We start from the raw sequence: 24,587 nt of genomic DNA, 5'->3' as shown, positions 1-24,587 counted from the left end.
ATGCCGTGAGGCGTATCACCGGATGTCGGGCCGATTTCGCCTCTCATTCCTGGATCACCAGTCGCACTCTTCCCTTACGTCAGGGTAGAGTTTCGACGTTGCGCCTCCGCTGTCCAGCACGGGGCGGAGGCGATCCCGCCGCAGCGAGGGCCTTGTACCTGGTCCCGGCGGCACCAGGTCTTCCGGGCAATGATGCCCGATCGGCAACCGCCCGGTTGCCGGCCCGGCCCGGCAGGCCCCGCGGGGCGGCCGGGGGGCCGCCGAGGCGGTCCCACTCCTCACGGAGCCAGTACGACGCGTGTGCGTCCGCGGCATGGACGTCACGCCCGAGCAGAAACGGTTGCATGTCCTCACCGCTGTCCGCGGCCTCCCAGCTGCGCCTGTCCAAGCCCGAATGGCTCGCCTCTCCCCGGGTGTTGCGCACCGAGGTGCTGGGCGGTCTGGTGGTCGCCCTCGCGCTGATCCCCGAGGCGATCTCCTTCTCGATCATCGCCGGGGTCGATCCGAAGGTCGGCCTGTACGCGGCCTGCACCATGGCCGTGGTGATCTCCTTCGTGGGTGGCCGCAAGGCCATGATCTCGGCGGCGACGGGGGCGGTCGCTCTGGTCGTGGCGCCGCTCAACCACGAGTACGGGCTGGGCTATCTGATCGCCACCGTCCTCCTCGGCGGCGCCTTCCAGATGATCCTCGGCTCGCTCGGCGTCGCCAAGCTGATGCGTTTCGTTCCGCGCAGCGTCATGGTGGGGTTCGTCAACGCGCTGGCCATCATGATCTTCATGGCGCAGGTGCCGGAGATGAGCGACGTGCCGTGGCCCGTCTACCCGCTGATCGCCGCGGGCCTGGTGCTGATGATCCTCTTCCCGAAGGTCACCAAGGTCGTTCCGGCGCCCCTGGTCTCGATCGTCGTCCTCACCGTCGTCACCCTCGCCGCGGGTATCGCCGTGCCGACCGTGGGCGACAAGGGCAAGCTCCCCGGCTCCCTGCCGGTCCCCGGCGTCCCGGACGTGCCGTTCACCTGGCACACGCTGACCGTCATCGCGCCTTACGCGCTCGCCTTCGCGCTGGTCGGGCTCATGGAGTCGCTGATGACGGCCAAGCTGGTCGACGACATCACCGACACGCACTCCAACAAGACCCGCGAGTCGATCGGGCAGGGCGTCGCCAACATCGTCACCGGCTTCTTCGGCGGCATGGGCGGCTGCGCCATGATCGGCCAGACCATGATCAACGTGAAGACGTCCGGCGCGCGCACCCGCCTGTCCACCTTCCTGGCCGGCGCCTTCCTCCTCGTCCTGTGCATCGCCTTCGGCCCCGTCGTCTCCGACATCCCCATGGCCGCCCTCGTCGCCGTCATGATCCTGGTCTCCGTCGGCACGTTCGACTGGCACTCCATCCAGCCGAAGACGCTCAGGCGGATGCCGGTGGGTGAGATCGCGGTCATGGTGATCACGGTCATCGTCGTGGTCGCGACCCACAACCTCGCCATCGGTGTCGTCGTCGGCTCGGTCACCGCCATGGTGATCTTCGCCAGGCGTGTCGCCCACCTCGCCGAGGTCTCCGGTGTCGTCGACCCGGAGGGCAAGCAGGTCGTCTACGCCGTCACCGGCGAACTGTTCTTCGCCTCCTCCAACGACCTCGTCTACCAGTTCGACTACAAGGGCGACCCGGACGACGTCGTCATCGACCTCTCCGACGCGCACATCTGGGACGCCTCCTCCGTTGCCGCGCTGGACGCGGTGGAGACCAAGTACGCGGAGCGCGGCAAGAAGGTCACCCTCGTCGGCCTGAACGAGCCCAGCGCCGACATGCGCCGCCGCCTGGCAGGACAACTGACCGGCAGCCACTGAGGGCCCGGGACGGCGCGAAGGCGATCACAACCCGGAGGAAACAGCTCGGAGGGAACAGCCCGCAGGGCGCTGCGTGGTGTCCTCTCCCGTCGGCAGCCCGGGGCCTGTCCGGCGCCGCCGACGGCCTGGGCCGCGCCCTGTACGCCGGCCTCTTCGACACGGCCCAGCAGCCACCGGACTTCGCCAGGGCATACACGTCGGGTGCATGCCCGCGTTGTTAAGCTCTCCGCCGTGATCGAGACGGGGGAAATCGGGGAAGAGGTACGGACGGCGCCGGAGAACCGGGCCGCCGGGGTCAGCGTGGGGGCTGCCCTCGCGGCAGTCATCGTGGCGAGCGGCAGCCTGTGGGCCTCGGGCGTGAGCTTCTACATTCCGGCGACGATCGGCTGGTTCGCCTTCGTGACGCTGTCCGCGCTGACGGCGGTCGTCTCGGGGCACGTGGCGCGTCGGCGTGCCAAGCGGCAGAGCCTGCCCGGCCGTTGGTGGGCACTCGCCGCGATCGTGACAGGCTGGGTGTGCCTGCTGTACGCGGTCCTTGTGGCGCTGGTGGTCGTCGGTGTGCTTGCCGGATTCGCCGTGCTGTCCGGGGCCCTGAGCTGAGCGTTCCGCCCTCGGGGCGCGAGGCGCGGGGAGGAGACCGGAGTGTTCGGCAGGAAGAAGGAGGACCCGCCGGTCCTCCCGGTGCGGTGGGACACCGAAGGCGGCTTCACGGTCGGCGAGGTGGTGCGCCCGTCCGCGCCCCGGCGGAAGAAACTGATCGGGCGCCGTGCGGTGCGTATGCCGGTGACGCTCGACGGGGCGCGGTACTTCGCCGCCGCCGCGTTCATCGAACAGCGGGACCCGGAGGTCCGGTCGTACGAGCTGTACGACGCGACGGAGACCGGAGAGCTGTTGTGCACCGTCGCGTCCGCGAGCGGCGGCAGGAACGGTGAGCGGTATCAGGTACGGGACCAGGCCGGCCGGGAACTCGGCCTGGTCTGCCGCACCCCGGCCGCCAAGCGGGCGGTGCAGCACGGCTGGTGGCTGCGGCAGCCGGGGCACCCCGACGTCGTGGCCCGCTACCACTGGGCCAAAGGCAGCGCCAGACAGATCGCGGCCCGCGGCCGGGACGCCGCGGTGCGAGGTGCGAGCGGCCTGGCCACCAGCGTCGTCGACTCCGTGCTCTACGGAGACGCGGCAGACGACACCAGCACCGCACGCCCGAGGAAGCCCGTCACCTGGCATGCCGACGAGGAGGCCGTGTTGACGGCCGGGGACACCCAGGGCAGCACGTTGTACGTGCCGCAGGCGAGGTGGCTGGAGCGCCGCCTCGCGTTCGCACTGGCGGTCCTGCAACAGGGATGACACCGACGTCCTCGGCGTCTACCGCGTGTTGTCGCCTGTCTGCGAAAGAGCCTCCGACGCAGGCCAGAATCCCTTGCAGGGTGAAGCATGCGGTATCGACGGGGAGGCGGGCTGCCGACCGACGCTAACTTGCGGGTGTATAGGGAATTCCGCGTCGATTCGCCGTTGCATCCGCAGGATGTCATGTGCCCGGCCGCCGGCGCCCTGTGCCCGCTGCGCGACCCGGAGGCGCCGAAGCTGGACGAGGACGACGCCAGCGAGGAATGACCGTGCGGGGCCCCGCGGTGAGGGAGCGGACCTACGCTTGAGCCCTCACGGGCGGACCGTGAGGCCGTCCAGGGTGAGGGCGAGCAGGCGCTCCGCTTGCTGTCGGTGTTCGGCACCCGCCGAGGTGAGGGCGATGCCTTCCAGGGCAGCGCCGATGTCGGTGGGCTGGATATCAGTGCGGATCGCCCCGGCGGCCGTGCAAGCGTCCATGAGTGAGGTAATGGCGGCCTGGATCATTCCCCTGCTGTGACCATAAGGATTGCTTCCCGCCGCGGCGATGGCGCGCAGTGCGTCGACCATGCCGTACTTGGCGGTGACGTAGTCCAGGAACAGTAGTGTCCACGCGTGCAGGGCCTCTGCCGGCGGCTTCTGCGCAAGCAGAGTGGGGGCGGCATCGCACAAGTGGGCCACCTCGTTGCGGTAGACCGCCTCGATCAGGGCCTCCCGGGTGGGGAAGTTGCGGTACAGGGTCGCACTGCCCACGCCTGCCTCCTTGGCGATGCGTTCCAGGTGCGCATCCAGCCCTTCTGCCGTGAAGACGCGTACGGCCGCTGTAAGGATCTTCTCCCTGTTCCGCCGTGCGTCAGCCCGCAGCGGCCGCAGCGTTCCGTCGGTCATCGGCGCTCGCCATCCTCTCTTCGAAGTCCTCCGAACTTGCTAACCGGGTACGCCCCCACTTAATGTGCCCTAACTGGGGAACCCTCCGGTTTCACTGTAGGTCACTGCGCCGACCTGCGCGCACCCCGAGAAGGGAAGCCGATCATGACGGGCATCCAGGGCAAAGTCATCGCGATCACAGGTGCCAGCAGCGGCATCGGTGAGGCAACCGCGGCCTACCTCGCCGGAAAGGGCGCCCAGCTCGTGCTCGGAGCCCGGCGCGAGGACCGACTGGATGCCGTCGTGGACGGCATCACGGCGAAGGGCGGCACCGCCACCGGCGTCATCGCCGACGTCACACGCCGCGGAGACCTCCAGCGCCTGACTGAGACAGCCCTCCATCAGTACGGTCGACTCGACGTCCTCGTCTCCAACGCAGGCACGATGGCCGTCTCGCCGTTTGACGACCTGCGCCAGGATGACTGGGACGCCATGGTCTCCACCCATATCACGGGCCTACTCAACGGCATCGGGGCTGCTCTGCCTGTCTTCCGGCGGCAGCGCTTCGGCCAGTTCGTCAATGTCGGCTCCACTGCGGCCTATGTCGTCAAACCCCCTCAGACGGTCTACGCGGCCACCAAAACGGCGGTGAAGGTGCTTACCGAGGGCCTACGTCAGGAGTCGGGACCCGACCTGCGTGTCACCCTCGTCTCACCCGGCTTCACCAACACCGAAGGCATCGGCAAGGGAGCCGGTCTTGAAGCCGCGGCCCCGATGATCCGGCAGCGGGACGAGATCGCCATGCCGCCCTCGGCGATTGCCTCTGCCATCGGCTACGCCATCGAACAACCCGACGGCGTCGATGTCAGCGAGATCGTCGTCCGCCCCACCGTGCAAGCCTCATAGTGGCGAGCCGGGCTGCGGGCCCGGTGTGCGTAGTGCCGGATGGCGTTGGTGGGGGATGTGGTCCGGCTGATGCGCGGCGAGGGGATCGGCGTGCTCCGAGGCCGCGGACCAGCGGACGAAGCCCCTAAGATCACGGTTTCCTCGCCGGCCCTCCGTAGAAGCTGACGTCTCTGCCGGCGGGTGGGCCGCAAGGCGAGGTCTCCGGATGGCAGTCGGTGATGAGGACCAGACCGGGCTCGGCGTACGCTTTGCCGTATCGGCAAGGCGTACGAGATACGGCTGACGGTCATCGAGGAAAGCATGTTCCCGGTCCGCATCGACGCCCACAGCGCCCGCGCACGCGAGGGCTTGCGCGCCGACTACGAGTCGCTGTCGTACTCGGCTGTCTCCCAACCGGCCGAGGCGAGGCAAGTGAAGAAGGTGCAAGGGTTACGTACCGCCTCTGATGGGGATACGGGCGCGGACAGAGAAGCCCCCGTCGGCGCGCGGGCCCGCGGCGAACTCACCGCCGAGCATGTCGACACGTGCCCGGAGCCCGCCCAGACCCCGGCCTCCGGACACGTGCCCCGGCCTGGGTGCCGCGGGTGAGTCGTCACAGGGGGCGTCCCCGCGATCGGGGCCCTCGTTGGCGACCTCGACCTCGACGTGGTCGCCGCTGTAGCCGACCGTGATGCGGGTGGGCCGCCCGGGTGCGTACTTCACGGCGTTGGTGAGCGATTCCTGTACGAGCCGGTACACGGACAGGTCGGCGCCGGCCGGCAGTGGTACTCGTTCGCCTTTTTCCACCAGTTCAGCGGGCTGCCCGCTCATGCAGGTCTGGTTGACCAGGTCGCGCAGATCCCCACCGGCAGGTGCGCGTCTGCCCGACGCGGACTCGTCCGACGCGGACTCGCCCGTGGCCTCCAGCACACCGAGCAGGTACCGGAGTTCGGCCAGCGCGCGCCGCCCGGTCCCGCTGATGGCGGCGAGCGCCTCGGTCACCCGTTCCGGGGAGGTGACGAGGAACGGTGCCGCGTCGGACTGCACCACCATCGCCGTCACATGGTGGGTGACCACGTCGTGCAACTCCTGTGCCAAGCGGCTCCGTTCCGCCGCTGTGGCGGCCAACGCTGCGAGGCGCCGCCGCTCGGCCTCGGTCGCCCGGCGGCCCCGGACGACGCTGCCTGCGGCCCAGACGGTGGCCAGCACGAGCCCGATGACGACGTAGTCCGGCAGTTGCTGCGGCGATCCGAGCGCGTGCAGGACAACGCAGAAAACGCCGTACCCCACCACGGTGGGCGCTACGAGCAACCGCCGCCCGCGCTCCGCGTGCGCGCCCACCGAGTACAACGCGAGGTAGAGCCCCGTACTGCCGAACGTCTGCGGCAACCCCAGCGACTGGTGCACTCCGAAGCAGAGGCTCACGAGCAGGAGGCAGAGCGCGGGGCGGCTGGTGCGCAAGGCCAGCGGCAGTGTCTGTCCGAGCGTCAGCAGGATCGCGAGCGCGGGTGCGTGCCGGGGTGACAGGTCGCCGAACCGCGCGCCGACGCCCGCCAGCGGTTCGACGAAGGAGAGCACGGCGATCACGAGCGCCAGTTCCCGGTCCCGCGCGTCACGCGGGCGCCCGCCCCACCACGCGGTCACGGCCCGCCACGACCCGGTGCATGCCGCCGTCGCGCGCGAAAGAAAGGCGAGGCCGCGGGGCGCGGTCGGACCGGGTGAGCCGGCTGTGGCGTCCGGTTCCGGAGACGGCGTGCTGTCGGTGTTCTCGGATTTCACGGCTCTCACTGGTGTTCCTACGGGTTGGGCCGTGACGCGGTACAGGCGGCCACGGTGGAAGAGGACACGGACAGGTGCCCGTCGAAGGTATGCGCGTACGGTGCCGTCGGCATCCCCCGTGAGTGGACAGTTCCGGTACCGCGCGTGGGGTGTCGTCCCCGGAAAGTGCCCACTGTGCGGTGACGATCCGTGCCGGTTCGGCCGCGTGGCTTTCGTGTCGCGCCGATCCGAGGCGCCTCCGTACCGGGGCCATGGAGAGGACGAGGACAGTGACGACTCCCTGCGGCAGGCTGCCCGGGCGACCCCGGAGTTCGTCCACGTCCACGAAGGTCAGGGGCTGCTTCCGCTGGTAATGGAGGAGAGCATGAGGGAGAGTGGTGGCCTATGGCTCGGCGGTGGAATTGACTGCATTCAGGCTGGTGTGGAGGACGCTGATCAACGTGTGCGACCACGCTCCGGTACATCGGACGCCTGTCCGTCGGCACGTCAGTCACCAGAAGACGGAGGCCGGCGTGACCATGGAAGACGCCCCCGCCGCGGCGACTTCCACCCGGTTCGCACCTACTGGCCCTGGAGTCGGGCGTGCTGTGGTCGGGATGCCCGATCGGGCGAGGGCGTTCTTCGGTGCCGGGCTGTCGGCCGACAGTCCGCGGAACGGCGGCTTCGGTGCCGGTGCTGGTGCCGGTGCCTCGATGGCTTCTGGGGAGCAGGCGTGACCGAGCTCAGACCCGAATCCGGTGCGGGAGCGCCGACCCGGGTTCTGGTTTGTGAGGACCAGGAGCTCGTGCGTGCCGGCTACGTCACCATCTTCTCGGCACAACCGGATCTCGAGGTGGTGGGAGAAGCAGGAGACGGCAGGTCGGCGGTGGAGACCGCCAGGTGGCTGTGTCCCGATGTGGTGGTGATGGACATCCGGATGCCCGGCCTGGACGGGATCGAGGCGACGCGGCTGCTGGCCGGTCCTGACGTCGCGGCGCCGGTGAAGGTCCTGGTGGTCACGACGTTCAATGTGGACGAATACGTGTACGAGGCCCTGCGGGCCGGTGCGAGCGGGTTCCTGCTCAAGGATTCATCGCCGTCCGCCTTGGTGCACGGGGTCCGGACGATCGCCGCGGGTGAGTCCCTCCTGGCTCCCGCTGTCACCCGGCAACTCGTCGGCAGGTTCGCGGACCGGATCAGTCAACCCCGTAAGCCTGCCGCGACAGAGGCGCTGTCCGCTTTGACACCTCGCGAGACCGAAGTCCTGAAACTCGTCGCCGAAGGTCTGTCGAACGCCGAGATCGCCGAACAGATGGTCATCAGCCGCGAGACGGTCAAGACCTACGTGTCCCGCATCCTGACCAAGCTCGATCTCCGTGACCGTGTCCAGGCGGTGGTGTTGGCCCACCGAATCGGCCTGGTCACCGTCCCTGGCTGACCGGCTCGGCAGGCGTCCGGCCCGGCGTGGCATCCCCCATGAGAGCTATCCCGGATGTCCCCCACAGGGCGACGATGCGCGGCAGCCCGCGCCCATAGCGTTCCTGTCAACGCGGCGGCGACCGGCCGCCGGCGCCGGCAGAAGAGGATGGGCATGTCGTTCAGGAACGCGCAGTCGCTGAGGTCGTTGAAGAACCTGTTCTCCCAGGCACCGTTCACCGGGGCGTCGCGCCGGGTGCGGTCCGCTTGGGTGAGGCTGGCGGTGATGGCCGCTCTGTTTCTGGTGGTGATCGCCCTCGCTGCCGGGATACGGGCAATGGCGGGGGACAGCGCGGTCCTGGCCGTGCCCGGCGGCGCGGTTGTCGTCTTGGGCGCGCTCGTGCTCTACGCGAAGAGCGTACGGCTGCTGGAGCAGCGGCCGGTGTCGGAACTGGATCCTGCCGTGGCCGGCGCGACATTGCGTGACGGTACTCTCGTCGGTGTCGTCCTCTTCGCCTTCACCCTCGTGGTGATTGCCCTGTTCGGGAGCTACGGCACCGAGGGCGGGGTGTCCGTCAGTGGTGCTCTGGCCGTCTTCGCGACGATGGCGGGAGTCGCGCTCACCGAAGAACTCCTCTTCCGCGGCGTCGTCTTCCGCCTCTTGGAGGAACTCACCGGCACGTGGGGCGCGTTGATCACTTCGGGTCTGCTGTTCGGGACGATTCACCTGCTCAACGCCCACACCACGGTGTGGGGTGCTCTGGCCATCGCCATCGAGGCGGGCCTGATGCTCGGTGCCGCTTATGCGGCTACCCGAACCCTGTGGCTGCCCATCGGCCTGCACCTGGGCTGGAACTTCGCCGAGGGCGGCATCTTCGGTGTGAGTGTTTCGGGCAACGCGAACGGCCAGACCGGCCTGCTCCACGGAGTGCTGTCCGGCTCCGATGCGCTCACCGGCGGCGGCGTCGGCCCCGAGGCCAGTGTGGTTGCCATCTTCGTGTGCTCCATCCCCACCATCGTGTTCCTGCGCCTGGCGAAGCGGCGTGGACACCTCCACACCCGGCGCCGGATCCGCTCCGCCGCCACCTCCGGGACGGCTGCCTGATCACGGAACATGCTCAGCTGACGGACGAGGGTGACTCCCCAGGTCCACGACCTGGGAAGTCACCCTCGTCCGTTCTGGACGACCATCACGAGCGTGCCTGAGGACTCCTGACGACGACCCCTGGGCGGGACTGAACCGGCCGTGCCGTAGACGGTGTCGCATCGGTGGCAGGTGTAGGTGTAGGTGTAGGTGTGGAGGAAGTCCGTCAGGACCTTTGTGGGCGGCGAGTCAGGCCGGGGCCGTCTGCGCGCCCCACTGGATCTATTCGGCCCAGGCATGCTCCAGCTGGGTGCGGAAGGTGGCGGGCTCGTGCCCGATCAGCTCGGCCAGCGTCGAGTCGACGGCGGTGAACTCGCCGTTCCGCGCCGCGGCGAAGATGCTCAGCATCAGGTCGACGATCGGGGCCGGGGCGCCGTGCGCCAGGACCTGCTCGCGGAAGGCGTCGTCGGGGACGACGGTGCGGGTGAAGGGCCGTCCGGTGGCCTGGGACGCGATCTCGGCGACGGCGTCGAAGTCGAGCGCCGCCGGGCCGGTGAGTGGCGGGGTGGGCCCCTCGAAGCGCGCCTCCTCGGCGAGAATCACCGCGGTGGCCTCGGCGAGGTCGTCGTGGCCGGTCCAGGCGACGGGGCCGTCGGCGGGGAGGGCGATGTCGCCGGTGTGGCGGGCGGACTCCAGGAACTGCAGGGCGCTGGAGGCGTAGAAGCCGTTGCGCAGTGCGGTCCAGCGCAGCCCGGTGGCGCGCAGCAGGTCCTCGGTCTGGGCGTGGTCGCGGCATGCCTGGAACCGAGCGTCGTGGGCGGCGCCCATCTGGCTGGTGTAGAGGATGCGTCCGACGCCGGCCTGCACAGCGGCGTCGATGGCGGCGCGGTGGCCTGCGACGCACTCTGGGCCCGTGCGGTCGAGGGAGACCAGGAGCAGTTGCTCGGCGCCTTCGAAGGAGTGCGCGAGCGAGGCGGGGTCGTCGAAGCTGCCCTGCCGGACGCGGACGCCGCGGTCGGCGAGGTCCTGGGCCTTGCGGGGGTCGCGGACGCTGACGCCGACGCGGTCGGCGGGGACGCGCTCCAGGAGGCGCTCGACGGTGCGGCGGCCGAGCTTTCCGGTGGCTCCGGTCACGATGATCATGGGGTTCTCCCGACGCTAGTTCCAGCGGAATCATTTCAACGGTAACACTGGAAATGCCGGTGGAATCAATTCTCGGTATCATCGGTTCATGGCTACGCGCGACTCCACCGACAGCCCTCAGCGCCGCATCGTCGAGGCGGCCGTCGAGCTGCTGGAGAACGGCGGCCCTGACGCGGTGAGCACCCGCGCGGTCGCCGCCGCGGCCGGAATGCAGCCGCCGGCGATCTACCGCCTCTTCGGCGACAAGGAGGGACTCCTTGCGGCCGTCGCCGAGCACGGCTACGCGCAGTTCCTGGAGAGAAAGCGCGCGCAACTCGACCCCGCCCCGCAGGACCCGGTGGAGGAGCTGCGCCGCGGCTGGGACATGGTGGTCGAGTTCGGGGTCTCCCGTCCCGAGTTGTTCGCGGTGATGAACCAGGCCACCGGCCGGGGATCGGACGTGGCACACCGCGCGGGTCTGGAGATCCTCCATGGGCGGGTGCGTCGGCTGGCGGCCGGAGGATGGCTGCGGGTCGACGAGGAACTGGCCGCCCAAATCATTCAGGCAACCGGCCAGGGCGCGGTCACCACCTGGCACTCCGTCCCCGCGGACCGCCGCAATCCGGCGCTGTTGACCGTCTTGCGTGAGTCGATGGTCGCGGCCGTCACCCGCGCCGAGCCGGCGGTCCCCGCCGCGGAGTCCGGTCCCGCCGCAGCGGCCCGCGCGCTGCGTGCCGCCCTCCCCGACGACGCCGATGTCCTGAGCGACGCCGAGCAGCGCCTGCTGCGTGAGTGGCTCACGCGCCTGGCGGTGGACGGTGGCACGCCGCAGGCCTGATCACGCTCCGCCGCCCACTGTTGACAACGCTCGTGGTCAATACACCTGGGGCATGATCCGAGGGACTTGTGAGGGACTTCGGGCCGCGTGAAGCAGCAAGGGGCGAGGGGAGACGTCATGATCATGTCTGGATCGTGTGCTCGTTCGGGCGTCTACGTGCGGCTCGGCCGATCTCTTCTTCTGTCGGGCTCGGGTGGTGGGCTGGAATTGGTCAGTGGGCCCGGGCGAGGAGGAGCCAGAAGAGTGCTACGGGGAGGACGAGGGTCGCTGCGGCGAGGTTGAGTCCGGCGAAGCCGATGCTGTGCATGAGGGGTCCGGCGAGGCCGGCGCCGAGGGCGGCGACGACGTTCATGGCGGTGTCCGTGGTGCCTTGGAGGCCGGGCCGCAGGGCGGTGGGTGTGGCTTCGGTGAGCATCGCGGAGCCGGCGACCAGGCTGAAGGACCAGCCGAGGCCGAGCAGGAACAGTCCGGTCATCATCAAGGGGACCGAGCCGTGGCTCAGGCCTGACAGCAGCGCCGAGACGAGGAAGACCGCTTGCCCCGCCACTGCGGTCGGCAGGTGTCCGAACCGGTCGGCGAGCCAGCCGACGAGGGGCGAGAGTGCGTACATTCCCAGCAGGTGGCCGCTGATGGTGATTCCGACGATGGAGAGGCCGGCCCCGTTCTCGGACATGCTGACGGGGGTCATCGTCATGATCACCCCCATCGTCGTGTGGGCCACGACGATGCTCACGAACGCGAAGGCGGCATGCGGCGAGCGGCGGAGGTGGCGCAGGGCCCTGCCCACGGTTGCGGTCTGTTCTTCCCGTGCCGGAGTGGGTGCGCCGGAGGTGGCGTGGGCGTGGGTGCCGGCTCCCTGCTGTTGATCGGTGTCCGCCTGCTGCCGGGCGAGCCGCAGCGGGTCGGGGCGGAGGCCGGCCCACAGCAGGAGAGCTGCCAGCGCCATGCAGAGGGTGGCCAGGACGAACGCCCCGGTCAGTGAGGGCAGGTGCAGTACGGAGGCGATCGCAGCGCCTGGGTCGGCGAGGTTCGGGCCGATGACGGAGCCGATCGTCGTCGCCCATACCACGGTGGACAGTGCCCGGGCGCGGCGGTGCGGGGCGGCCAGGTCGGCGGCGGCGTAGCGGCTCTGTTGGTTCGTGGCGCTGCCGACGCCGAAGAGCAGCATCCCCATGACGAGCAGCGGTACCGACGTGATCACCGCGGAGGCGATGAGGACGACTCCGCCGACAGCGGCCGTGAGCCATCCGGTGGACAGAGCGGTCCGCCGTCCTCGCCGCTGGGCGAGGAGTGCCAGGGGTATGCCGATCGCGGCGGCGCCCGCTGTCATGGCGGTGCGGGCCAGCCCTGCGTAGGTCTCGCTGTGGGCCACGGACTCGGCCAACAGGGCACCGACGGACACGGACACCCCGATGCCGATCCCGCCGACGACCTGGGCCGCTGCCAGGAGCCGGACGGTGCGCTTCTGCACGCCGGCCACTCGCGCCTCTGCCTGCCAGGGCACGGCACGTATCTCTTGCGACGCGGTCACGTACCGGTACTCCTTCCGGATGTCCGCCCGGTGGTGCAAGGAACCCCTGGCCCCGGCGGCCGAGCGGGGCATCTCGTGCATTGCCTTTGGTTATGTTGAATAGACGGTGGCCCACCGTAAGGACAGGACAGGACGCCCGGTAGGGCAGAACGGTGAATGTGGGGATAGGCGATGTCTATGGCCGAACGGCTGAATCTCGAAGGGCTGCGGTACGCGCAGGCGGTGGGTGAGACCAAGTCGTTCAGCGCCGCCGCCCGGGCGTACGGGGTGACGCAGCCCGCGCTCTCGAACGGGATCGCCAAGCTGGAGCAACGACTGGGGGACAAGCTGTTCGACCGCTCCCCTCGCGGGGTGACCCTGACCGCCTTCGGCGTGCGGATGCTGCCGTTGATCTCCTCTGCCGTGGCGGCCCTGGACGCCGTGGTGGCGGAGGCGAAGCGGCTGACCGACCCCGGCGAGCGGAGGATCCGGATGGGGGTCTCCCCGCTGATCGCCGCCGACCTGGTGGCGCGATCCTTCGGAATGGTCCGGGACCTGCCCGTGGCCCGTGACCTTGTGCTGCGCGAGGCGGACATGGAGACCCTGCGGGCCGAGCTGCGCGCCGGAGAGCTTGACATCATCCTGATCCCGGCCGTGGCCGCGATGCCGCGCTACGAGCATCGGGTCATCGATGTCGAACCCATTGTCGTCGTCAGCCCCCGAACCGCGGAGCCGGAAACCGTCGAGCTCGAAGAGGCCGGCAAGGAGCAGTTCATCCTCGTTCCGGACACCTGCGGCCTGACCACGTTCACCACCCAGCTCTTCCAAGCCCACGAGATGCCCCTGCGCACCTATCCGGGAGAAGCGGCCAGCTACCGAGTCCTGGAGGACTGGGCGAAGCTCGGCCTCGGCTCAGCCATGGTCCCCCGCTCGAAGCTCGCCTCACCCGATGTGCCCCACCGCTCCCTGATGGACGGGGGCCGGGAGGTGCAAATCTCTTTCGAAGCCGTCTGGAGTTCCGGCTCCCCGCTCGCGGAAGATCTGCTGAGCCTGGCCGACAGCCTCGCGGCCGCCCCTCGCTAGCCATGCGTATTGCTTATGCCGGGATTCACTGAGCTCCTCTACCTGATGCCCCTCGGGGTGCCTAACGTGACAGGTGGAGCGCGGTAGACGCCGCTCTGACCCCCGGCCCCCACAGGAGTGAGGCATAACCATGGCATATCTTGAGGTCACCCTCCAGGTGGCTGCGGACAACCGCGCCGCTGCCGCCGGTGTGTATGAGAAGTACAAGCAGCCGTTCCTGGGCACCATCACCGGCGCCGTCAGCAAGGAACTCCTCGTCCGGGACGAGGACGTGCAGGTGCTCCACGGCTTCTAGTCCGTCGCGGACGCCAACGCGTACCTGGACAGCGAGCTGTTCACCCAGGACGTGGTCCGCGAACTCGCGCCGCTGCTGGAGTCGGACCCGGAGGTCCGCGTCTACGGCACCGCCTGAACTTTCACCCGGCACGCGGGCCGGGCCTCCCGCCATACCGTCCGTGCAGGCGCGGGCCCGGCCGTGGCGTGCGGATACCGTCCGCCGGACGCCGTGTGCGGCACCCTTTCTCGCGGGGACCAGCCAGGAATACCTATGTCCCCGCCGCAAGCCCGCGCCTGTGAGTGGGCACTGTCGTCAGCCCTGCAGCTGAGTCTCACGGGCAGAAGAATTCCACCATCGAACCGGGTCCGATCTCGTGCGGACCCCCCCCACCCTGGGAGTGCAAAATGAGCGATGTGCGCGTCACCCCGTGGCAGGACGACACCCTTCCCGCTCCCCCGCCCGAGCTGCTCGCGGGCATGCGGGGGCGTCGACCAAACGGCGAGCTGATCGGGATCGACCGTGTCCTTCTCCGGAGCTTCCCGCTCGCCACAGGCTGGAACGAGTTGCTGGGACGGGTTCGCGCCGAATTCGACCTCGCGCTGGAGTACCGCGAACTCGTCATGCTGCGGGTGGCCGCCCTGAACGGCGCGGACTTCGAATGGGGAGTGCACCACCCGGCGTATCTGCAGGCGGGCGGCACGGAAGAAAAGGCAGAAGCGCTGGGGAGGCAGAGCGTGCCGGACGACCTCTTCAACGAAGAGGAGCGTGCACTGCTCGCGCTCACCGACCAGTCCACACAACGGGTTGAGGTGGAAGCCGCGGTCATCGACGAGCTGAAGCGTCTGTTCGGCGAAAAGCAGACAGTCGAGGCGGTCGCTACCGTGTCGGCCTACAACATGGTTTCCCGCTTTCTCGTGGCGCTGGCCATCTGACTTCGCGGGACGGAAGGCCGTCACCTCCGGCGTCCGGCCCTGGGGAGAGACCTTCCCGCTCCAGGACGCGCAGCAGGCCCTCGATACGGTCCCCGAAGGCCGCGCCCGCTCCCCGCCCCGCCCCTCGTTCCCTCGAACCGCGATGAGACCACGCCGCAGCATGGGCGCTGACGTGCGCGTAATGCGTAGGTCTGAGGTTCTGCGTGCGGCAGAGACACGGCACGCCCTGGGGCCACCGAGCCGCGTGAAGCGGCAAGGGCGTGAAAGCCCGGGAAGGGCCTGGCCTTCGACGCACGCAGGTCAGAGGCCCGTGCCAGGGGGAAGCCCCAGGGTGAAGCCCCAGGTGGGGGCGGACGAGTCGGCCTGTACGCCGGGTTCTGTTCCTTCGGGGCCTTGCGGCGCCCGGAGGCGACGGTCATCCATCTAGGGCCGGTGTTGCCACCGGCCTCGTGCGGTCTACCCGCGGACTCGGGCGGGCAGCCCTCGGTCGTCCGCGCAGAGCCGCGAGTGCGGCCCCTCTTGACCTTGCTCCGGATGGGGTTTACCGAGCCGCCCAGGTCGCCCTGGGCGCTGGTGGTCTCTTACACCACCGTTTCACCCTTACCGGCAGCCGTACGGATACGGCACCGGCGGTCTGCTTTCTGTGGCACTGTCCCGCGGGTCACCCCGGGTGGGCGTTACCCACCATCCTGCCCTGTGGAGCCCGGACGTTCCTCGGCGAGAAAGCGGTTCGCTTCCTCGACGCGACCGTCCGGCCGGCTCGTCCGCCGTGCCGCCCATGCTACCCGGCGACCGGCCGGGCACCGCACGCCCGGCGCCCGCCGCGGCCGGCCTCCCGGGGGCCTCAGCGCAGGTGGAGGTCGTCGGGGGTGAGCTCGTCCGGTGTGCGGTGGCCCGTCAGGCCCAGCGTGAGGTCGAGATCGGCCAGCAGTGAGCGCAGCACGTGGCGTACGCCCTCCTCGCCGCCGTGCGCGAGACCGTAGGCGAACGGCCGGCCGACCAGCACGGCGCGGGCGCCCAGCGCGAGCGCCTTGAGCACGTCGGCGCCGGTGCGGATCCCCGAGTCGAACAGCACCTCCACGCCCGTGCCTTCGAGCGCCCGTACGGCTGCGGGCAGCGCGTCCAGTGACGCCATCGCGCCGTCGACCTGGCGGCCCCCGTGGTTGGAGACGACGATGCCGTCCATGCCCGCGTCGGCGGCGCGGCGGGCGTCGTCCGGGTGCTGGATGCCCTTGAGGACGATCGGCCCGTCCCAGTGCTCCCGCAGGAACGACAGCCTGTCCCACGATCTGTCCGTCCCGGTGAACATCGGCACCCAGCGCAGCACCGCCGCGGCCAGGTCCTCCTCGGGAGGCTTGGCCAGGCCGGCGCGGAAGGCCGGGTCGGAGAACGGGATCGCCGTGCCGACGCCCCGGATGAACGGCAGGTAGGCCCGGTCCAGGTCCTGTGGACGCCAGGCCAGCGTCCAGGTGTCGAGGGTGACGACGAGCGTGGTGTACCCCGCACGGCGCGCCCGTCCGAGGATGCTGGCGCACACCTCGTCGTCGTTCGGCCAGTAGAGCTGGAACCAGCGCGACGCCCCCGCGCCGTCTGCGCCGCTGTCGTCGCCGGCTTCCGCGACGTCTTCGAGGGTGTGGGACGAGGCGGTGGACAGCGTCATCGTCAGTCCGAGCGAGGCCGCGGCGCGCGCGGTGGCCGGCTCGGCGTCCGGGTGCACGATCGACTGCACCCCGAGCGGCGCGAGCAGCACGGGCGCGGGCATCGGGGTGCCCAGCACGGTGGTGCGCAGGTCGCGGTGGGTCGCGTCGGTGAGCATGCGCGGGACGAGCCGGTGACGGTCGAACGCCTCCCGGTTGGCGCGGTGGGTGGCGCCGGAGCCGGCGGAGCCCGCGAGGTAGCCGAAGGCGCCGGCGTCGAGGTGGGCGCGGGCCGAGGCGCCGAGGGCCGTGCCGTCAGTGGTGAACGGGGGTACGCGGTCCTCGAGGCCGTGCAGGTAGATCTCGTTCTGGTAGTTCGCGAAGTGCGCGGGGGCCGGGGCCGGGGTGGGAGTGGGGCCGGGGGAGGACGTGGGTGCGGGGTCGGTCACGGTGGGGCTCCTTCACGGGTCGCTGCGCGCCGAGTCTGCTGCGCCGCGGCCCGCTCAGGCCACAGCAGGGACGGCCTGGGGAACGTGATCTCGGCCTCAGGTCCGACGGCGGCGTGCGCGGCTCGTATCCGGTTCAGCCGCGCCCGACGTAGGGCATCTTCGTGGCCATCACCGTCGCGAACTGGACGTTGGCCTCCCTGGGCAGGCAGGCCATGTGGCGCACGGTGCGGGCGACGTCGGAGGCGTCCATGGTGGGTTCCGCCGCGACGGTGCCGTCGGCCTGGGGCACGCCCCGGGTCATGGCGGCGGTCATCTCGGTGGCGGCGTTGCCGATGTCGATCTGGCCGCAGGCGATGTCGTACGGACGGCCGTCCAGGGACAGGGACTTGGTCAGGCCGGTGACGGCGTGCTTGGTGGCGGTGTAGGCGACGGAGCCGGGGCGCGGGGTGTGCGCGGACAGGGAGCCGTTGTTGATGATGCGGCCTCCTTTGGGGTGCTGATCCCGCATCAGCCGGAAGGCGCCCTGGGCGCACAGGAAGGCGCCGTGCAGGTTGACGTCGACGACGGTGCGCCACTGCTCGAAGGTGAGGTCCTCCAGCGGCACGCCGGGCCCGAAGGTGCCCGCGTTGTTGAAGAGCAGGTCGAGCCGCCCCCAGGTGTCGCGCACCGTCTCGAAGAGGGCGGCGACCGCCGCCGGTTCCGTGACGTCGGTGGCCACGCACAGGGTGGTCGCGTTGCCGCCTGCGAGTGCAGCGGTCTCCTCCAGCGCCGCGTGCCTGCGGCCGGCCAGCGCCACCGACCAGCCGGCATCGGCCAGCTCCAGAGCGACGGCCCGCCCGATGCCGGAGCCCGCGCCGGTGACCACCGCGGTGCTGTGCCGGGGGGCCGGGGCGGGCGCGTCGTGGTTGTCGTGCTGCTGCTGGTGCTCCTGCGTCATGGGCGCAGCGTACGCGGGGTCCTGCGCGCCGCCGTCCGGTGTGGGGTTCGTCACCGGGCCCGTTTCCGGGTCCGTTTCCGGCCAGGTGGGGGAGGGGCGGGCGAACAAAGATATGGGCCGTTGCCGGAAAGCCTGGGAGAATGTTCGCGCCCGTGACAATCTCCTGGAGAGGTGCATGACCAGCCCCGGCCCCCAGCAACCGGCCGCAATACCCGCCGAGACCTCGCAGCCCCCGCACCACGAACCCCCGCTCCACCCGCAGTCCGCACCCGCGTCCCCGTCTCCCGCCTCCTCCCCCCGCCCACCGGCCTCCGCCGGAGCAGTCCCCTCCGTGCCGGGCCTGACGCGCCGCCGCCGCGCGGGGCTGCTGATCACCCTCATCCTCGGCGGGCTCACCGCGCTTCCGCCCCTGTCCATCGACATGTACCTCCCGGCGCTGCCGGAGGTCGGCGGCGCGCTCCACGTGCCCGCCGCCACCGCGCAGCTCACCCTCACGGCCTGCCTGATCGGGCTCGCCGTCGGCCAGCTGATCGTCGGCCCGATGAGCGACAGGTTCGGGCGCCGCCGCCCGCTGCTGATCGGCATGGGCGCCTACGTCGTCGCGGGTGTCGCGTGCGCGCTGGCACCGACCGCCGCGACGCTCACCGTCTGCCGGCTCGTCCAGGGGCTCGCCGGTGCGGCCGGGGTGGTGATCGCGCGGGCCGTGGTCCGCGACCTGTACGACGGGCTGGCGATGGCCCGCTTCTTCTCCACCCTCATGCTGATCTCCGGTGTCGCGCCGATCCTCGCGCCCGTCCTGGGCGGACAGGTGCTGCGCTTCACCGACTGGCGGGGCGTCTTCGTCATCCTCTCCGCCATCGGGCTGCTGCTCGTCCTGGTCGTTGCGCGCAAGCTGCCGGAGACGCTGCCGGCCGAGCAGCGGCACAAGGGCGGGCTGGCCGACGCGCTGCGCAGCATGCGCGCACTGCTGGCCGACCGGGTCTTCGCCGGCTACCTGCTGACCGGCAGCCTGGCCTTCGCCGCCCTGTTCTCCTACGTGTCGGCGTCGCCGTTCGTCATGCAGGAGATCTACGGTGCGTCGCCGCAGACCTTCAGCCTGCTGTTCATGGTCAACTCGATCGGCATCGTCGCCTTCGGACAGCTCAACGGCAAGGTGCTGGTCGGCCGGGTCTCCCTGGACCGGGTGCTGGCCTTCGGGCTGTGCATGGTGGGCGCCGCCACGGTGGCGCTGCTGGTGATGACGACCGGCGTGTTCGGCGAGGTCGGACTCGCCCCGCTGGCGACGGGCCTGTGCGTGCTGATGTCGGGGATGGGTCTGATCATGCCCAACGCCAACTCGCAGGCCCTGATGCGCACCCCGCACTCCGCCGGGTCCGCCTCGGCGCTGCTGGGCACCTCGCAGTTCCTCGTCGGCGCTCTCGCCTCGCCGCTCGTGGGCGTCGCGGGGGAGCAGACGGCCGTGCCCATGGCGCTCGTCCAGTTCAGCGCGGTGGCACTCGCCGCGCTCGCCTTCGTGGGACTCTGCCGCCCATGGCGCGTACGCGACTGAAGAGCGCGGCCTCGCTGGAGGGCGCCGAGCGGCGCCGCTTCCAGCGCAAGGCCGGGCTCGCCACCGAACACCTGGCCGACCTGACCGGCGACATCGACCGGCTGCCCGCCACCGGATGGTGCGCGGGCGCCGTCGTGCTGGCCGGCCGCGGCCCGTACGTCGCCGTCGAGCACGCGGCGGGATGGGCGCTGCGGTACGCCGCCTGGGATCCCGAGGCCGGGCGGCCCGTCGAACTGCCGCGGGAGAAGTGGCTGCCGATGCGGCCCGGCACCGTCTTCGACGTGGCCTCTGTGACCAAGCTGTTCACCGCCGTCGCCGCCCTCCAGCAGGTCGAGCGCGGCGCCCTCGACCTGGACGCGCTCGTCGTCGAGTACGCCGACCCGCGTGCCGGGCTGGTCACCGACCACGGCATCACCGTGCGTCACCTGCTCACCCACACCTCGGGGCTACGGGCCGAGCTGCCCTTCTACGAGCACAACACCGCCGAGCACGCCGCGCTGCTGTGGTCGGAGAAGCCCCTCACCGAGCCCGGCGGCCGGCACCTGTACTCCGACCTCAACCTGCTCTTGCTCGAACGGGTGCTCTACCAGGTCACGGGCCGGACCCTGGACGCCCTGGTACGCGACGGCATCACCAAGCCGCTCGGCATGACCAGGACCCGCTTCAGCCCGCCCCGCTCCTGGCGCCCCCGCATCGCCGCCACGGAGGACCAGCGCAAACCCTGGGCCAAGCTCAACCGGGGCCTGGTGCACGGACGCGTCCACGACGAGAACGCCTACGCCATGGGCGGCGTCGCCGGGCACGCCGGGCTCTTCTCCACCGCCCACGACCTGGCCGTCCTGTGCCGCACGCTGCTGACCGGCGGCGCCTACGGCCCGGCCCGCATCCTGGCCCCCTCCTCGGTGTCCGCCCTGCTCGACCCGCCGGGCCTCGGCTTCCAGACCGGCGCCGCCTGGTTCATGGGCGAACTCGCGACACCGCCCCCCGGGCCCGCGTCCGGCCCGGCGTCGGAGAACGAGGCCGAGCCAGGTACCGGGGGCGGGCCAGGGGCCGGGGCCGCCTCGGCCCCCGTCTCCCGGGCCGCCGGGCACACCGGCTTCACCGGCACCAGCCTCGTCCTCGACCCCGTGACCGACACCTTCCTGGTACTGCTGGCCAACACGGTGCACCCGGTGCGCAGGCCCGCCGACAACCGCCCCCGCGCGGCGGCGGCCACCAGGCTGGCCCGAGCGGTGCGCTGAGCGCGTACCGCCGGGGCGAGGTACCGGGCTGCCCGGGGGAGGCGGCGGGATCCCGGAGCGGGGTACCGGGCCGCCGGGGCGAGGCGGCGGGCGACACGCCGCGACTTCCTACACTGGCGTCGTGATGGAGCAAGAACTGCGCGGCGCGCTCGCCGCCCTCGTGGACGGGCTGCCCGCGCGGCAGGCGTCGGCCGCCGTGGAGCGGCTGATCGGCCACTACCGGGGCGAGACGCCCACCGGCGCGCCCGTACTGCGCCGGCGCGCGGACGCGGTGGCGTACGCCGCCTACCGCATGCCCGCCACCTTCGCCGCCGCCTCCGCCGCGCTGGACGCCCTCGCCGCCCGGGCCCCGGACTGGGCACCCGCCTCCCACCTGGACATCGGCGGCGGTACCGGCGCGGCGGTATGGGCCGCGGCGCACGTGTGGGAGACCTCGCGGACGGCACCGCGGGCGACGACGGTCCTCGACTGGGCGGAGCCCGCACTCGCTCTCGGCCGCGAGCTGGCCTCGTCCGCCGACGCCGTACGGGAGACCGCCTGGCGGGCCGGGTCGCTGCGCGGTGCGGTGCCGGCCATGGAGCCTGCCGACCTGGTGACGGCCTCGTACGTGCTGGGTGAGCTGGACGCCGAGGACCGGCGCGCGGTCGTGGACGCGGCGGCCCGTGCGGCGCGGGGCGCGGTCGTCCTCGTGGAGCCCGGCACCCCGGACGGCTACCTGCGCATCCGCGAGGCCCGCGACGCGCTGCTGGCGGCGGGGCTGCGCGTGCTGGCGCCCTGCCCGCACGGTGCCGCCTGCCCGCTCGTGGCCGGCCAGGACTGGTGCCACTTCGCCGTGCGGGTCGCCCGCTCCTCCCTCCACCGGCGGGTGAAGGGAGGCGAACTCGCCTACGAGGACGAGAAGTACAGCTACGTGGCAGCCGTCCGGGACGGCCTCGGCCAGGCCGCGGGCGCCGGTGGCCCCGCGCGCGTGGTCCGCAAGCCGCTGCTGCGCAAGGGCCAGGTGCTCCTGGACCTGTGCGCGCCCGAGGGCGGCCTCACCCGCCGCACCGTCACCAAGCGCGACGGCGCCGACACCTACCGCGCCGCCCGCAAGACCGACTGGGGCGGCACCTGGTGAACCGGTCGCGCCCCCCGGGCCCCGAAGGTCACCACCGCGAGCGGTCGACATCGGTAACCGCGACCCCGAACCGGACCACACCCTCGCCGCCAACCCCGACGCCCTCGCCGTCCCCGTCGTCCCACCGGCTGAAGCCGGCCTTCTCCAGTACGCGGACCGAGGGGGAGTTGGCCCCTTCCACCCGGGCGCACACGGTGTGGACCTCGGGCGCGGTAAAGGCGAACCCGGCCAGGGCCCGGACGGCTTCGGGCGCGTAGCCCCGGCCGCGGCGGGAGGCCACGATGCCGTACCCGATCTCGACGGCGCCCTCGCTGGGCGGCCAGAACAAGCCGATCGAGCCCACCACCAGGCCGCTTTCGCGCTCGACGACCAAGCGATGGCCGTGCGCGCCGCGCCAGGCGGGGTGCTCACCGAGGAACCCCGCGATCACGCGGTCGCCGTCGGCGGGAAAGTCGTGCGCCCAGTGCGCGAGCCGGGTGCCGTCGAGGACCGCGGCGGTCTCGGCCGTGGTCCAGGGGCGCAGTGCCAGGCGCTCGGTGAGCACGTCGGCGTGGGCGGGCGGGGTGGGTTGAGCGGGTGAGGCGGAGGAAGACACGCGTTACTCCTGGTCGTTGAGCGACCCGGGCCGCGCTGCGTCAGCGTGCGGTCCGGACGGGGGCATGCCGATGAGGGCCGACGGCGGCCATATTCATCAACCTCCCCTCCCCATGAGCACGCGTCCTTCGCGTCGGCGCGACCGTAGTGACCGCGTCGCGTCCTCGGCAAGGGCTTTTCCTCTGCTCACCCCCGTCCGTCCACCAGTCCTGATTCCCAGGCCCAGGCGGCGATCTCCACGCGGTTGCGGGCGCTCAGTTTGGTCTGCACGTTGGTCAGGTGGGTCTTCACCGTGCCCACCGAGATGGTCAGTTCGGTGGCGATCTCGGCGTTGGTGAGTCCTCTGGCCACCAGCCGCACCAGGGCCTCCTCCCGTGGGGAGAGCGCCGTGTGGGGCGCGCGCGGGGACGGCCCCGCGCTGTTGAGGCGCTCCAGCAGCCGGACCGTGATGGCCGGGCTCACCAGGGCCTTGCCCGAGGCCGCCGCTCTGACGGCCTCGACGAGGAGAGCGGGCCCCGAGTCCTTGAGCAGGAAGCCGGAGGCGCCCTCGCTCAGGGCGCGTTGCACGTACGCGTCGTCGTCGAACGTCGTGACCACGACGACCTTCGGTGGGTTCACGGTGCCGGGCCGCGTCAGTCTGCGCAGCGCCTCCAGCCCGTCCATGCGGGGCATACGGATGTCCATGAGCGCCACGTCGGGCTTGTGGCGCTCGGCGAGTTCCACGGCGTGCACCCCGTCCTCGGCCTCCGCGACGACGTCGATGTCGTCCTCCGCGGCCAGGACCATCGCGAACCCGGCACGGACCATGGCCTGGTCGTCGGCGATCAGCACCCGGATCGTCACGAGGCCGCCACCCGCTTCGAGAACGCCGTGGCCGCCGTGGAGGCCGGTGCCACAGGAAGCGTCGCCTCGACGCACCAGCCGCCCGCGGTCACCGGGCCCGCCTGGACGGCCCCGCCGATCAGTCCCACCCGCTCGGCCAGGCCCCGCAGCCCGAAGCCGCTGTCGGACACGTGGCGCGCCCGTCCGTCGTCGCTGACCCGTACGGCGACCCGGTCCGCGGAGCGGACCACGCGCACCCGCACCTCGGTGCAGCCCTGTGCGTGCTTGCGCACGTTGGTGAGGGCTTCCATCACCACCCGGTGGGCGGTGGTGGTCACCTCCACCGGCAGGTCGTCGAAGGTGCCCTCCGACTCCAGCCGGGCTCGGGCGCCACCGATCGTCGAGAACTCCTCGACGAGCGTGCGCACCTCGTCGATGCCCGCCAGCGGGGTCAGCGCCACGTCCGACTCGGCGTCGCGCAGCATCCCGACCATGCGCCGCATGGAGGTCAGCGCCTCCGTTCCGGCCTGCTCGATGCGTTCCAGTGCGGGTGGCAGGAGTTCGGGCCGCCGGTCCGCCACCACCTGGGCCCCCTGCGCCTGGACGACGATGCCGGTCACGTGGTGGGCGACGAAGTCGTGCAGGTCTCTGGCGAACTCGGTCCGCTGCTCCAGTCTGAGGGCCGCCGCCTGCCTGCGCCGGTCCGCCAGCAGCAGGCGCATCCCGAGGCCGATGCCCAGCGCCGTGACCGCTGCCAGCGCGAAGAGCAGCGCCATGATGAGGGTGGACTGCCGGAAGGTGACCGACACGGGCCGCAGCACGATCGCCAGCCACAGCGCGGGGGCGGCGGCCGTCGCCCACGACGGCTGCCCGCGGCGGGCGACGAGCAGCAGCAGCCACACCAGCGCCGCCGGCTCGGCGAACCCCATCGTCTGCGATCCGGTCGGCATCTCCAGGCGCAGCCACACCGAGAGACACAGCGACACGGCAGCGAGTGCGCAGGCGGCCACCGGCAGTGTCCGGTTGCCGAGCCGGGGCGAGGCCACGACGAGGCCGACCGCCAGGAGCGCGCCGACGAGCTTGGCGGGGCCGTGGTCCACGATCCAGTAGAAACCGGCCGCCCAGTCCAGCGCCACGAGGCCGGCCAGGCCCACGATCAGCAGCGTCCATACCGGAACGGGCAGTACCCGCGCTCGAACCTGGCCACGCGCGGCCGTGGGTGCGGCCGCTCCGTCCGCCGCCTCCGCCATCGTCTTCACCTGCTCCCCGCCGACCGGCCGA

22 protein-coding genes and 1 other RNA gene are annotated in these 24,587 nt (G+C 71.2%); 13 read left to right on the top strand and 10 right to left on the bottom strand.

From position 1 onward, the window contains the following. Positions 1–344: 344 nt before the first annotated feature. From MMF93_RS09880 to MMF93_RS09870, 3 genes are all read left to right on the top strand, one after another. A complete protein-coding gene (locus tag MMF93_RS09880; RefSeq protein WP_242750817.1) occupies positions 345–1,847 on the top strand; it encodes a SulP family inorganic anion transporter in 1,503 nt (500 codons plus the stop codon). 231 nt (positions 1,848–2,078) lie between these two features. Further along, positions 2,079–2,447, top strand: a complete 369-nt coding sequence (locus tag MMF93_RS09875) for a DUF4190 domain-containing protein (RefSeq protein WP_242750816.1) — start codon at positions 2,079–2,081, stop codon at positions 2,445–2,447. Between the two features lie 42 nt (positions 2,448–2,489). Further along, entirely contained in the window at positions 2,490–3,191 is a 702-nt protein-coding gene (locus tag MMF93_RS09870) for a hypothetical protein (protein ID WP_242750815.1), read from the top strand. A 312-nt stretch (positions 3,192–3,503) separates the two neighbouring features. On the opposite strand, the gene MMF93_RS09865 is transcribed toward MMF93_RS09870, so the two are convergent. Continuing rightward, positions 3,504–4,076 (bottom strand): TetR/AcrR family transcriptional regulator, encoded by a 573-nt coding sequence (locus MMF93_RS09865; protein WP_242750814.1) that lies wholly within the window; start codon positions 4,074–4,076, stop codon positions 3,504–3,506. Positions 4,077–4,220: 144 nt separating this feature from the next. Here MMF93_RS09865 and MMF93_RS09860 point away from each other — a divergent pair, with 144 nt between their 5' ends. Continuing rightward, entirely contained in the window at positions 4,221–4,961 is a 741-nt protein-coding gene (locus MMF93_RS09860; protein WP_242750813.1) for an SDR family oxidoreductase, read from the top strand. 429 nt (positions 4,962–5,390) lie between these two features. Here MMF93_RS09860 and MMF93_RS09855 read toward each other — a convergent pair whose 3' ends face one another. Continuing rightward, positions 5,391–6,584, bottom strand: coding sequence for a sensor histidine kinase (locus MMF93_RS09855; protein ID WP_242750812.1), 1,194 nt, complete (start codon positions 6,582–6,584; stop codon positions 5,391–5,393). A gap of 847 nt (positions 6,585–7,431) precedes the next feature. Here MMF93_RS09855 and MMF93_RS09850 point away from each other — a divergent pair. Beyond that, positions 7,432–8,136, top strand: a complete 705-nt coding sequence (locus tag MMF93_RS09850; RefSeq protein ID WP_242750811.1) for a response regulator — start codon at positions 7,432–7,434, stop codon at positions 8,134–8,136. Between the two features lie 54 nt (positions 8,137–8,190). Beyond that, positions 8,191–9,219 carry a CPBP family intramembrane glutamic endopeptidase gene (locus tag MMF93_RS09845; RefSeq protein WP_242750810.1) on the top strand — a complete coding sequence of 343 codons (1,029 nt, stop codon included), beginning with the start codon at positions 8,191–8,193 and terminating at the stop codon, positions 9,217–9,219. Positions 9,220–9,480: 261 nt separating this feature from the next. Here the strand turns inward: MMF93_RS09845 and MMF93_RS09840 are convergent, their stop codons facing one another. Next, positions 9,481–10,341 carry an SDR family oxidoreductase gene (locus tag MMF93_RS09840; protein ID WP_242750809.1) on the bottom strand — a complete coding sequence of 287 codons (861 nt, stop codon included), beginning with the start codon at positions 10,339–10,341 and terminating at the stop codon, positions 9,481–9,483. A gap of 88 nt (positions 10,342–10,429) precedes the next feature. Between MMF93_RS09840 and MMF93_RS09835 the strand changes: the two genes are divergently transcribed. Continuing rightward, positions 10,430–11,158: a TetR/AcrR family transcriptional regulator gene (locus MMF93_RS09835; protein WP_242750808.1), complete on the top strand. Its 729-nt coding sequence runs from the start codon at positions 10,430–10,432 to the stop codon at positions 11,156–11,158. A gap of 211 nt (positions 11,159–11,369) precedes the next feature. Here MMF93_RS09835 and MMF93_RS09830 read toward each other — a convergent pair whose 3' ends face one another. Beyond that, a complete protein-coding gene (locus MMF93_RS09830) occupies positions 11,370–12,689 on the bottom strand; it encodes an MFS transporter (protein WP_242750807.1) in 1,320 nt (439 codons plus the stop codon). A gap of 171 nt (positions 12,690–12,860) precedes the next feature. On the opposite strand from MMF93_RS09830, the gene MMF93_RS09825 reads away from it, so the two are divergent. The 3 genes from MMF93_RS09825 (at position 12,861) to MMF93_RS09815 (ending at position 14,960) form a co-directional block, all read left to right on the top strand. Then, positions 12,861–13,751, top strand: a complete 891-nt coding sequence (locus MMF93_RS09825) for a LysR family transcriptional regulator (protein ID WP_242750806.1) — start codon at positions 12,861–12,863, stop codon at positions 13,749–13,751. A gap of 130 nt (positions 13,752–13,881) precedes the next feature. After that, positions 13,882–14,046 (top strand): hypothetical protein, encoded by a 165-nt coding sequence (locus tag MMF93_RS09820; protein ID WP_242750805.1) that lies wholly within the window; start codon positions 13,882–13,884, stop codon positions 14,044–14,046. Positions 14,047–14,432: 386 nt separating this feature from the next. Continuing rightward, positions 14,433–14,960 (top strand): carboxymuconolactone decarboxylase family protein, encoded by a 528-nt coding sequence (locus MMF93_RS09815; RefSeq protein WP_242750804.1) that lies wholly within the window; start codon positions 14,433–14,435, stop codon positions 14,958–14,960. 350 nt (positions 14,961–15,310) lie between these two features. Here the strand turns inward: MMF93_RS09815 and rnpB are convergent. From rnpB to MMF93_RS09800, 3 genes are all read right to left on the bottom strand, one after another. Next, positions 15,311–15,723: RNase P RNA component class A (rnpB, locus tag MMF93_RS09810), an RNA gene on the bottom strand. A gap of 81 nt (positions 15,724–15,804) precedes the next feature. After that, complete coding sequence (locus MMF93_RS09805) at positions 15,805–16,959, bottom strand: alpha-hydroxy-acid oxidizing protein (protein WP_242757427.1); 1,155 nt, start codon at positions 16,957–16,959, stop codon at positions 15,805–15,807. Positions 16,960–17,179: 220 nt separating this feature from the next. Then, on the bottom strand, positions 17,180–17,983 hold the full coding sequence (locus MMF93_RS09800; protein ID WP_242750803.1) for an SDR family oxidoreductase: 804 nt from the start codon (positions 17,981–17,983) through the stop codon (positions 17,180–17,182). A 175-nt stretch (positions 17,984–18,158) separates the two neighbouring features. Here MMF93_RS09800 and MMF93_RS09795 point away from each other — a divergent pair, with 175 nt between their 5' ends. The 3 genes from MMF93_RS09795 (at position 18,159) to MMF93_RS09785 (ending at position 21,890) form a co-directional block, all read left to right on the top strand. Beyond that, positions 18,159–19,532, top strand: coding sequence for a multidrug effflux MFS transporter (locus MMF93_RS09795; protein ID WP_242750802.1), 1,374 nt, complete (start codon positions 18,159–18,161; stop codon positions 19,530–19,532). Next, a complete protein-coding gene (locus MMF93_RS09790; RefSeq protein ID WP_242750801.1) occupies positions 19,514–20,773 on the top strand; it encodes a serine hydrolase domain-containing protein in 1,260 nt (419 codons plus the stop codon). The genes MMF93_RS09795 and MMF93_RS09790 overlap by 19 nt, the downstream gene beginning before the upstream one ends. Before the next feature lie 124 nt (positions 20,774–20,897). After that, on the top strand, positions 20,898–21,890 hold the full coding sequence (locus MMF93_RS09785) for a small ribosomal subunit Rsm22 family protein (protein ID WP_242757425.1): 993 nt from the start codon (positions 20,898–20,900) through the stop codon (positions 21,888–21,890). A 28-nt stretch (positions 21,891–21,918) separates the two neighbouring features. On the opposite strand, the gene MMF93_RS09780 is transcribed toward MMF93_RS09785, so the two are convergent. The 3 genes from MMF93_RS09780 to MMF93_RS09770 form a co-directional block, all read right to left on the bottom strand. Beyond that, positions 21,919–22,485 (bottom strand): GNAT family N-acetyltransferase, encoded by a 567-nt coding sequence (locus MMF93_RS09780; protein WP_242750800.1) that lies wholly within the window; start codon positions 22,483–22,485, stop codon positions 21,919–21,921. A 185-nt stretch (positions 22,486–22,670) separates the two neighbouring features. Further along, the gene (locus MMF93_RS09775) at positions 22,671–23,327 is read right to left on the bottom strand and encodes a response regulator (RefSeq protein WP_274709442.1); all 657 of its coding nucleotides are present in this window, start codon (positions 23,325–23,327) and stop codon (positions 22,671–22,673) included. Then, positions 23,324–24,556, bottom strand: a complete 1,233-nt coding sequence (locus MMF93_RS09770; protein ID WP_242757421.1) for a sensor histidine kinase — start codon at positions 24,554–24,556, stop codon at positions 23,324–23,326. The genes MMF93_RS09775 and MMF93_RS09770 overlap by 4 nt, the downstream gene beginning before the upstream one ends. Positions 24,557–24,587 lie beyond the last annotated feature (31 nt).

Origin of the sequence: Streptomyces tubbatahanensis (assembly GCF_022699385.1) — a bacterium.
Taxonomy (GTDB): Bacteria; Actinomycetota; Actinomycetes; order Streptomycetales; family Streptomycetaceae; genus Streptomyces; species Streptomyces diacarni.
The sequence above is the reverse complement of the archived record's forward strand: the minus strand, read 5'-3'. Positions and strand labels throughout refer to the sequence as shown.

What these genes read in the sequence shown, in the direction of transcription:
- MMF93_RS09880 (WP_242750817.1), top strand. Translation starts at nt 345, where the DNA reads ATGTCCTCACCGCTGTCCGCGGCCTCCCAGCTGCGCCTGTCCAAGCCC.
- MMF93_RS09865 (WP_242750814.1), bottom strand. Translation starts at nt 4,076, where the DNA reads ATGACCGACGGAACGCTGCGGCCGCTGCGGGCTGACGCACGGCGGAAC.
- MMF93_RS09860 (WP_242750813.1), top strand. Translation starts at nt 4,221, where the DNA reads ATGACGGGCATCCAGGGCAAAGTCATCGCGATCACAGGTGCCAGCAGC.
- MMF93_RS09845 (WP_242750810.1), top strand. Translation starts at nt 8,191, where the DNA reads ATGTCCCCCACAGGGCGACGATGCGCGGCAGCCCGCGCCCATAGCGTT.
- MMF93_RS09840 (WP_242750809.1), bottom strand. Translation starts at nt 10,341, where the DNA reads ATGATCATCGTGACCGGAGCCACCGGAAAGCTCGGCCGCCGCACCGTC.
- MMF93_RS09835 (WP_242750808.1), top strand. Translation starts at nt 10,430, where the DNA reads ATGGCTACGCGCGACTCCACCGACAGCCCTCAGCGCCGCATCGTCGAG.
- MMF93_RS09825 (WP_242750806.1), top strand. Translation starts at nt 12,861, where the DNA reads ATGTCTATGGCCGAACGGCTGAATCTCGAAGGGCTGCGGTACGCGCAG.
- MMF93_RS09820 (WP_242750805.1), top strand. Translation starts at nt 13,882, where the DNA reads ATGGCATATCTTGAGGTCACCCTCCAGGTGGCTGCGGACAACCGCGCC.
- MMF93_RS09815 (WP_242750804.1), top strand. Translation starts at nt 14,433, where the DNA reads ATGAGCGATGTGCGCGTCACCCCGTGGCAGGACGACACCCTTCCCGCT.
- MMF93_RS09800 (WP_242750803.1), bottom strand. Translation starts at nt 17,983, where the DNA reads ATGACGCAGGAGCACCAGCAGCAGCACGACAACCACGACGCGCCCGCC.
- MMF93_RS09795 (WP_242750802.1), top strand. Translation starts at nt 18,159, where the DNA reads ATGACCAGCCCCGGCCCCCAGCAACCGGCCGCAATACCCGCCGAGACC.
- MMF93_RS09790 (WP_242750801.1), top strand. Translation starts at nt 19,514, where the DNA reads ATGGCGCGTACGCGACTGAAGAGCGCGGCCTCGCTGGAGGGCGCCGAG.
- MMF93_RS09785 (WP_242757425.1), top strand. Translation starts at nt 20,898, where the DNA reads ATGGAGCAAGAACTGCGCGGCGCGCTCGCCGCCCTCGTGGACGGGCTG.
- MMF93_RS09770 (WP_242757421.1), bottom strand. Translation starts at nt 24,556, where the DNA reads ATGGCGGAGGCGGCGGACGGAGCGGCCGCACCCACGGCCGCGCGTGGC.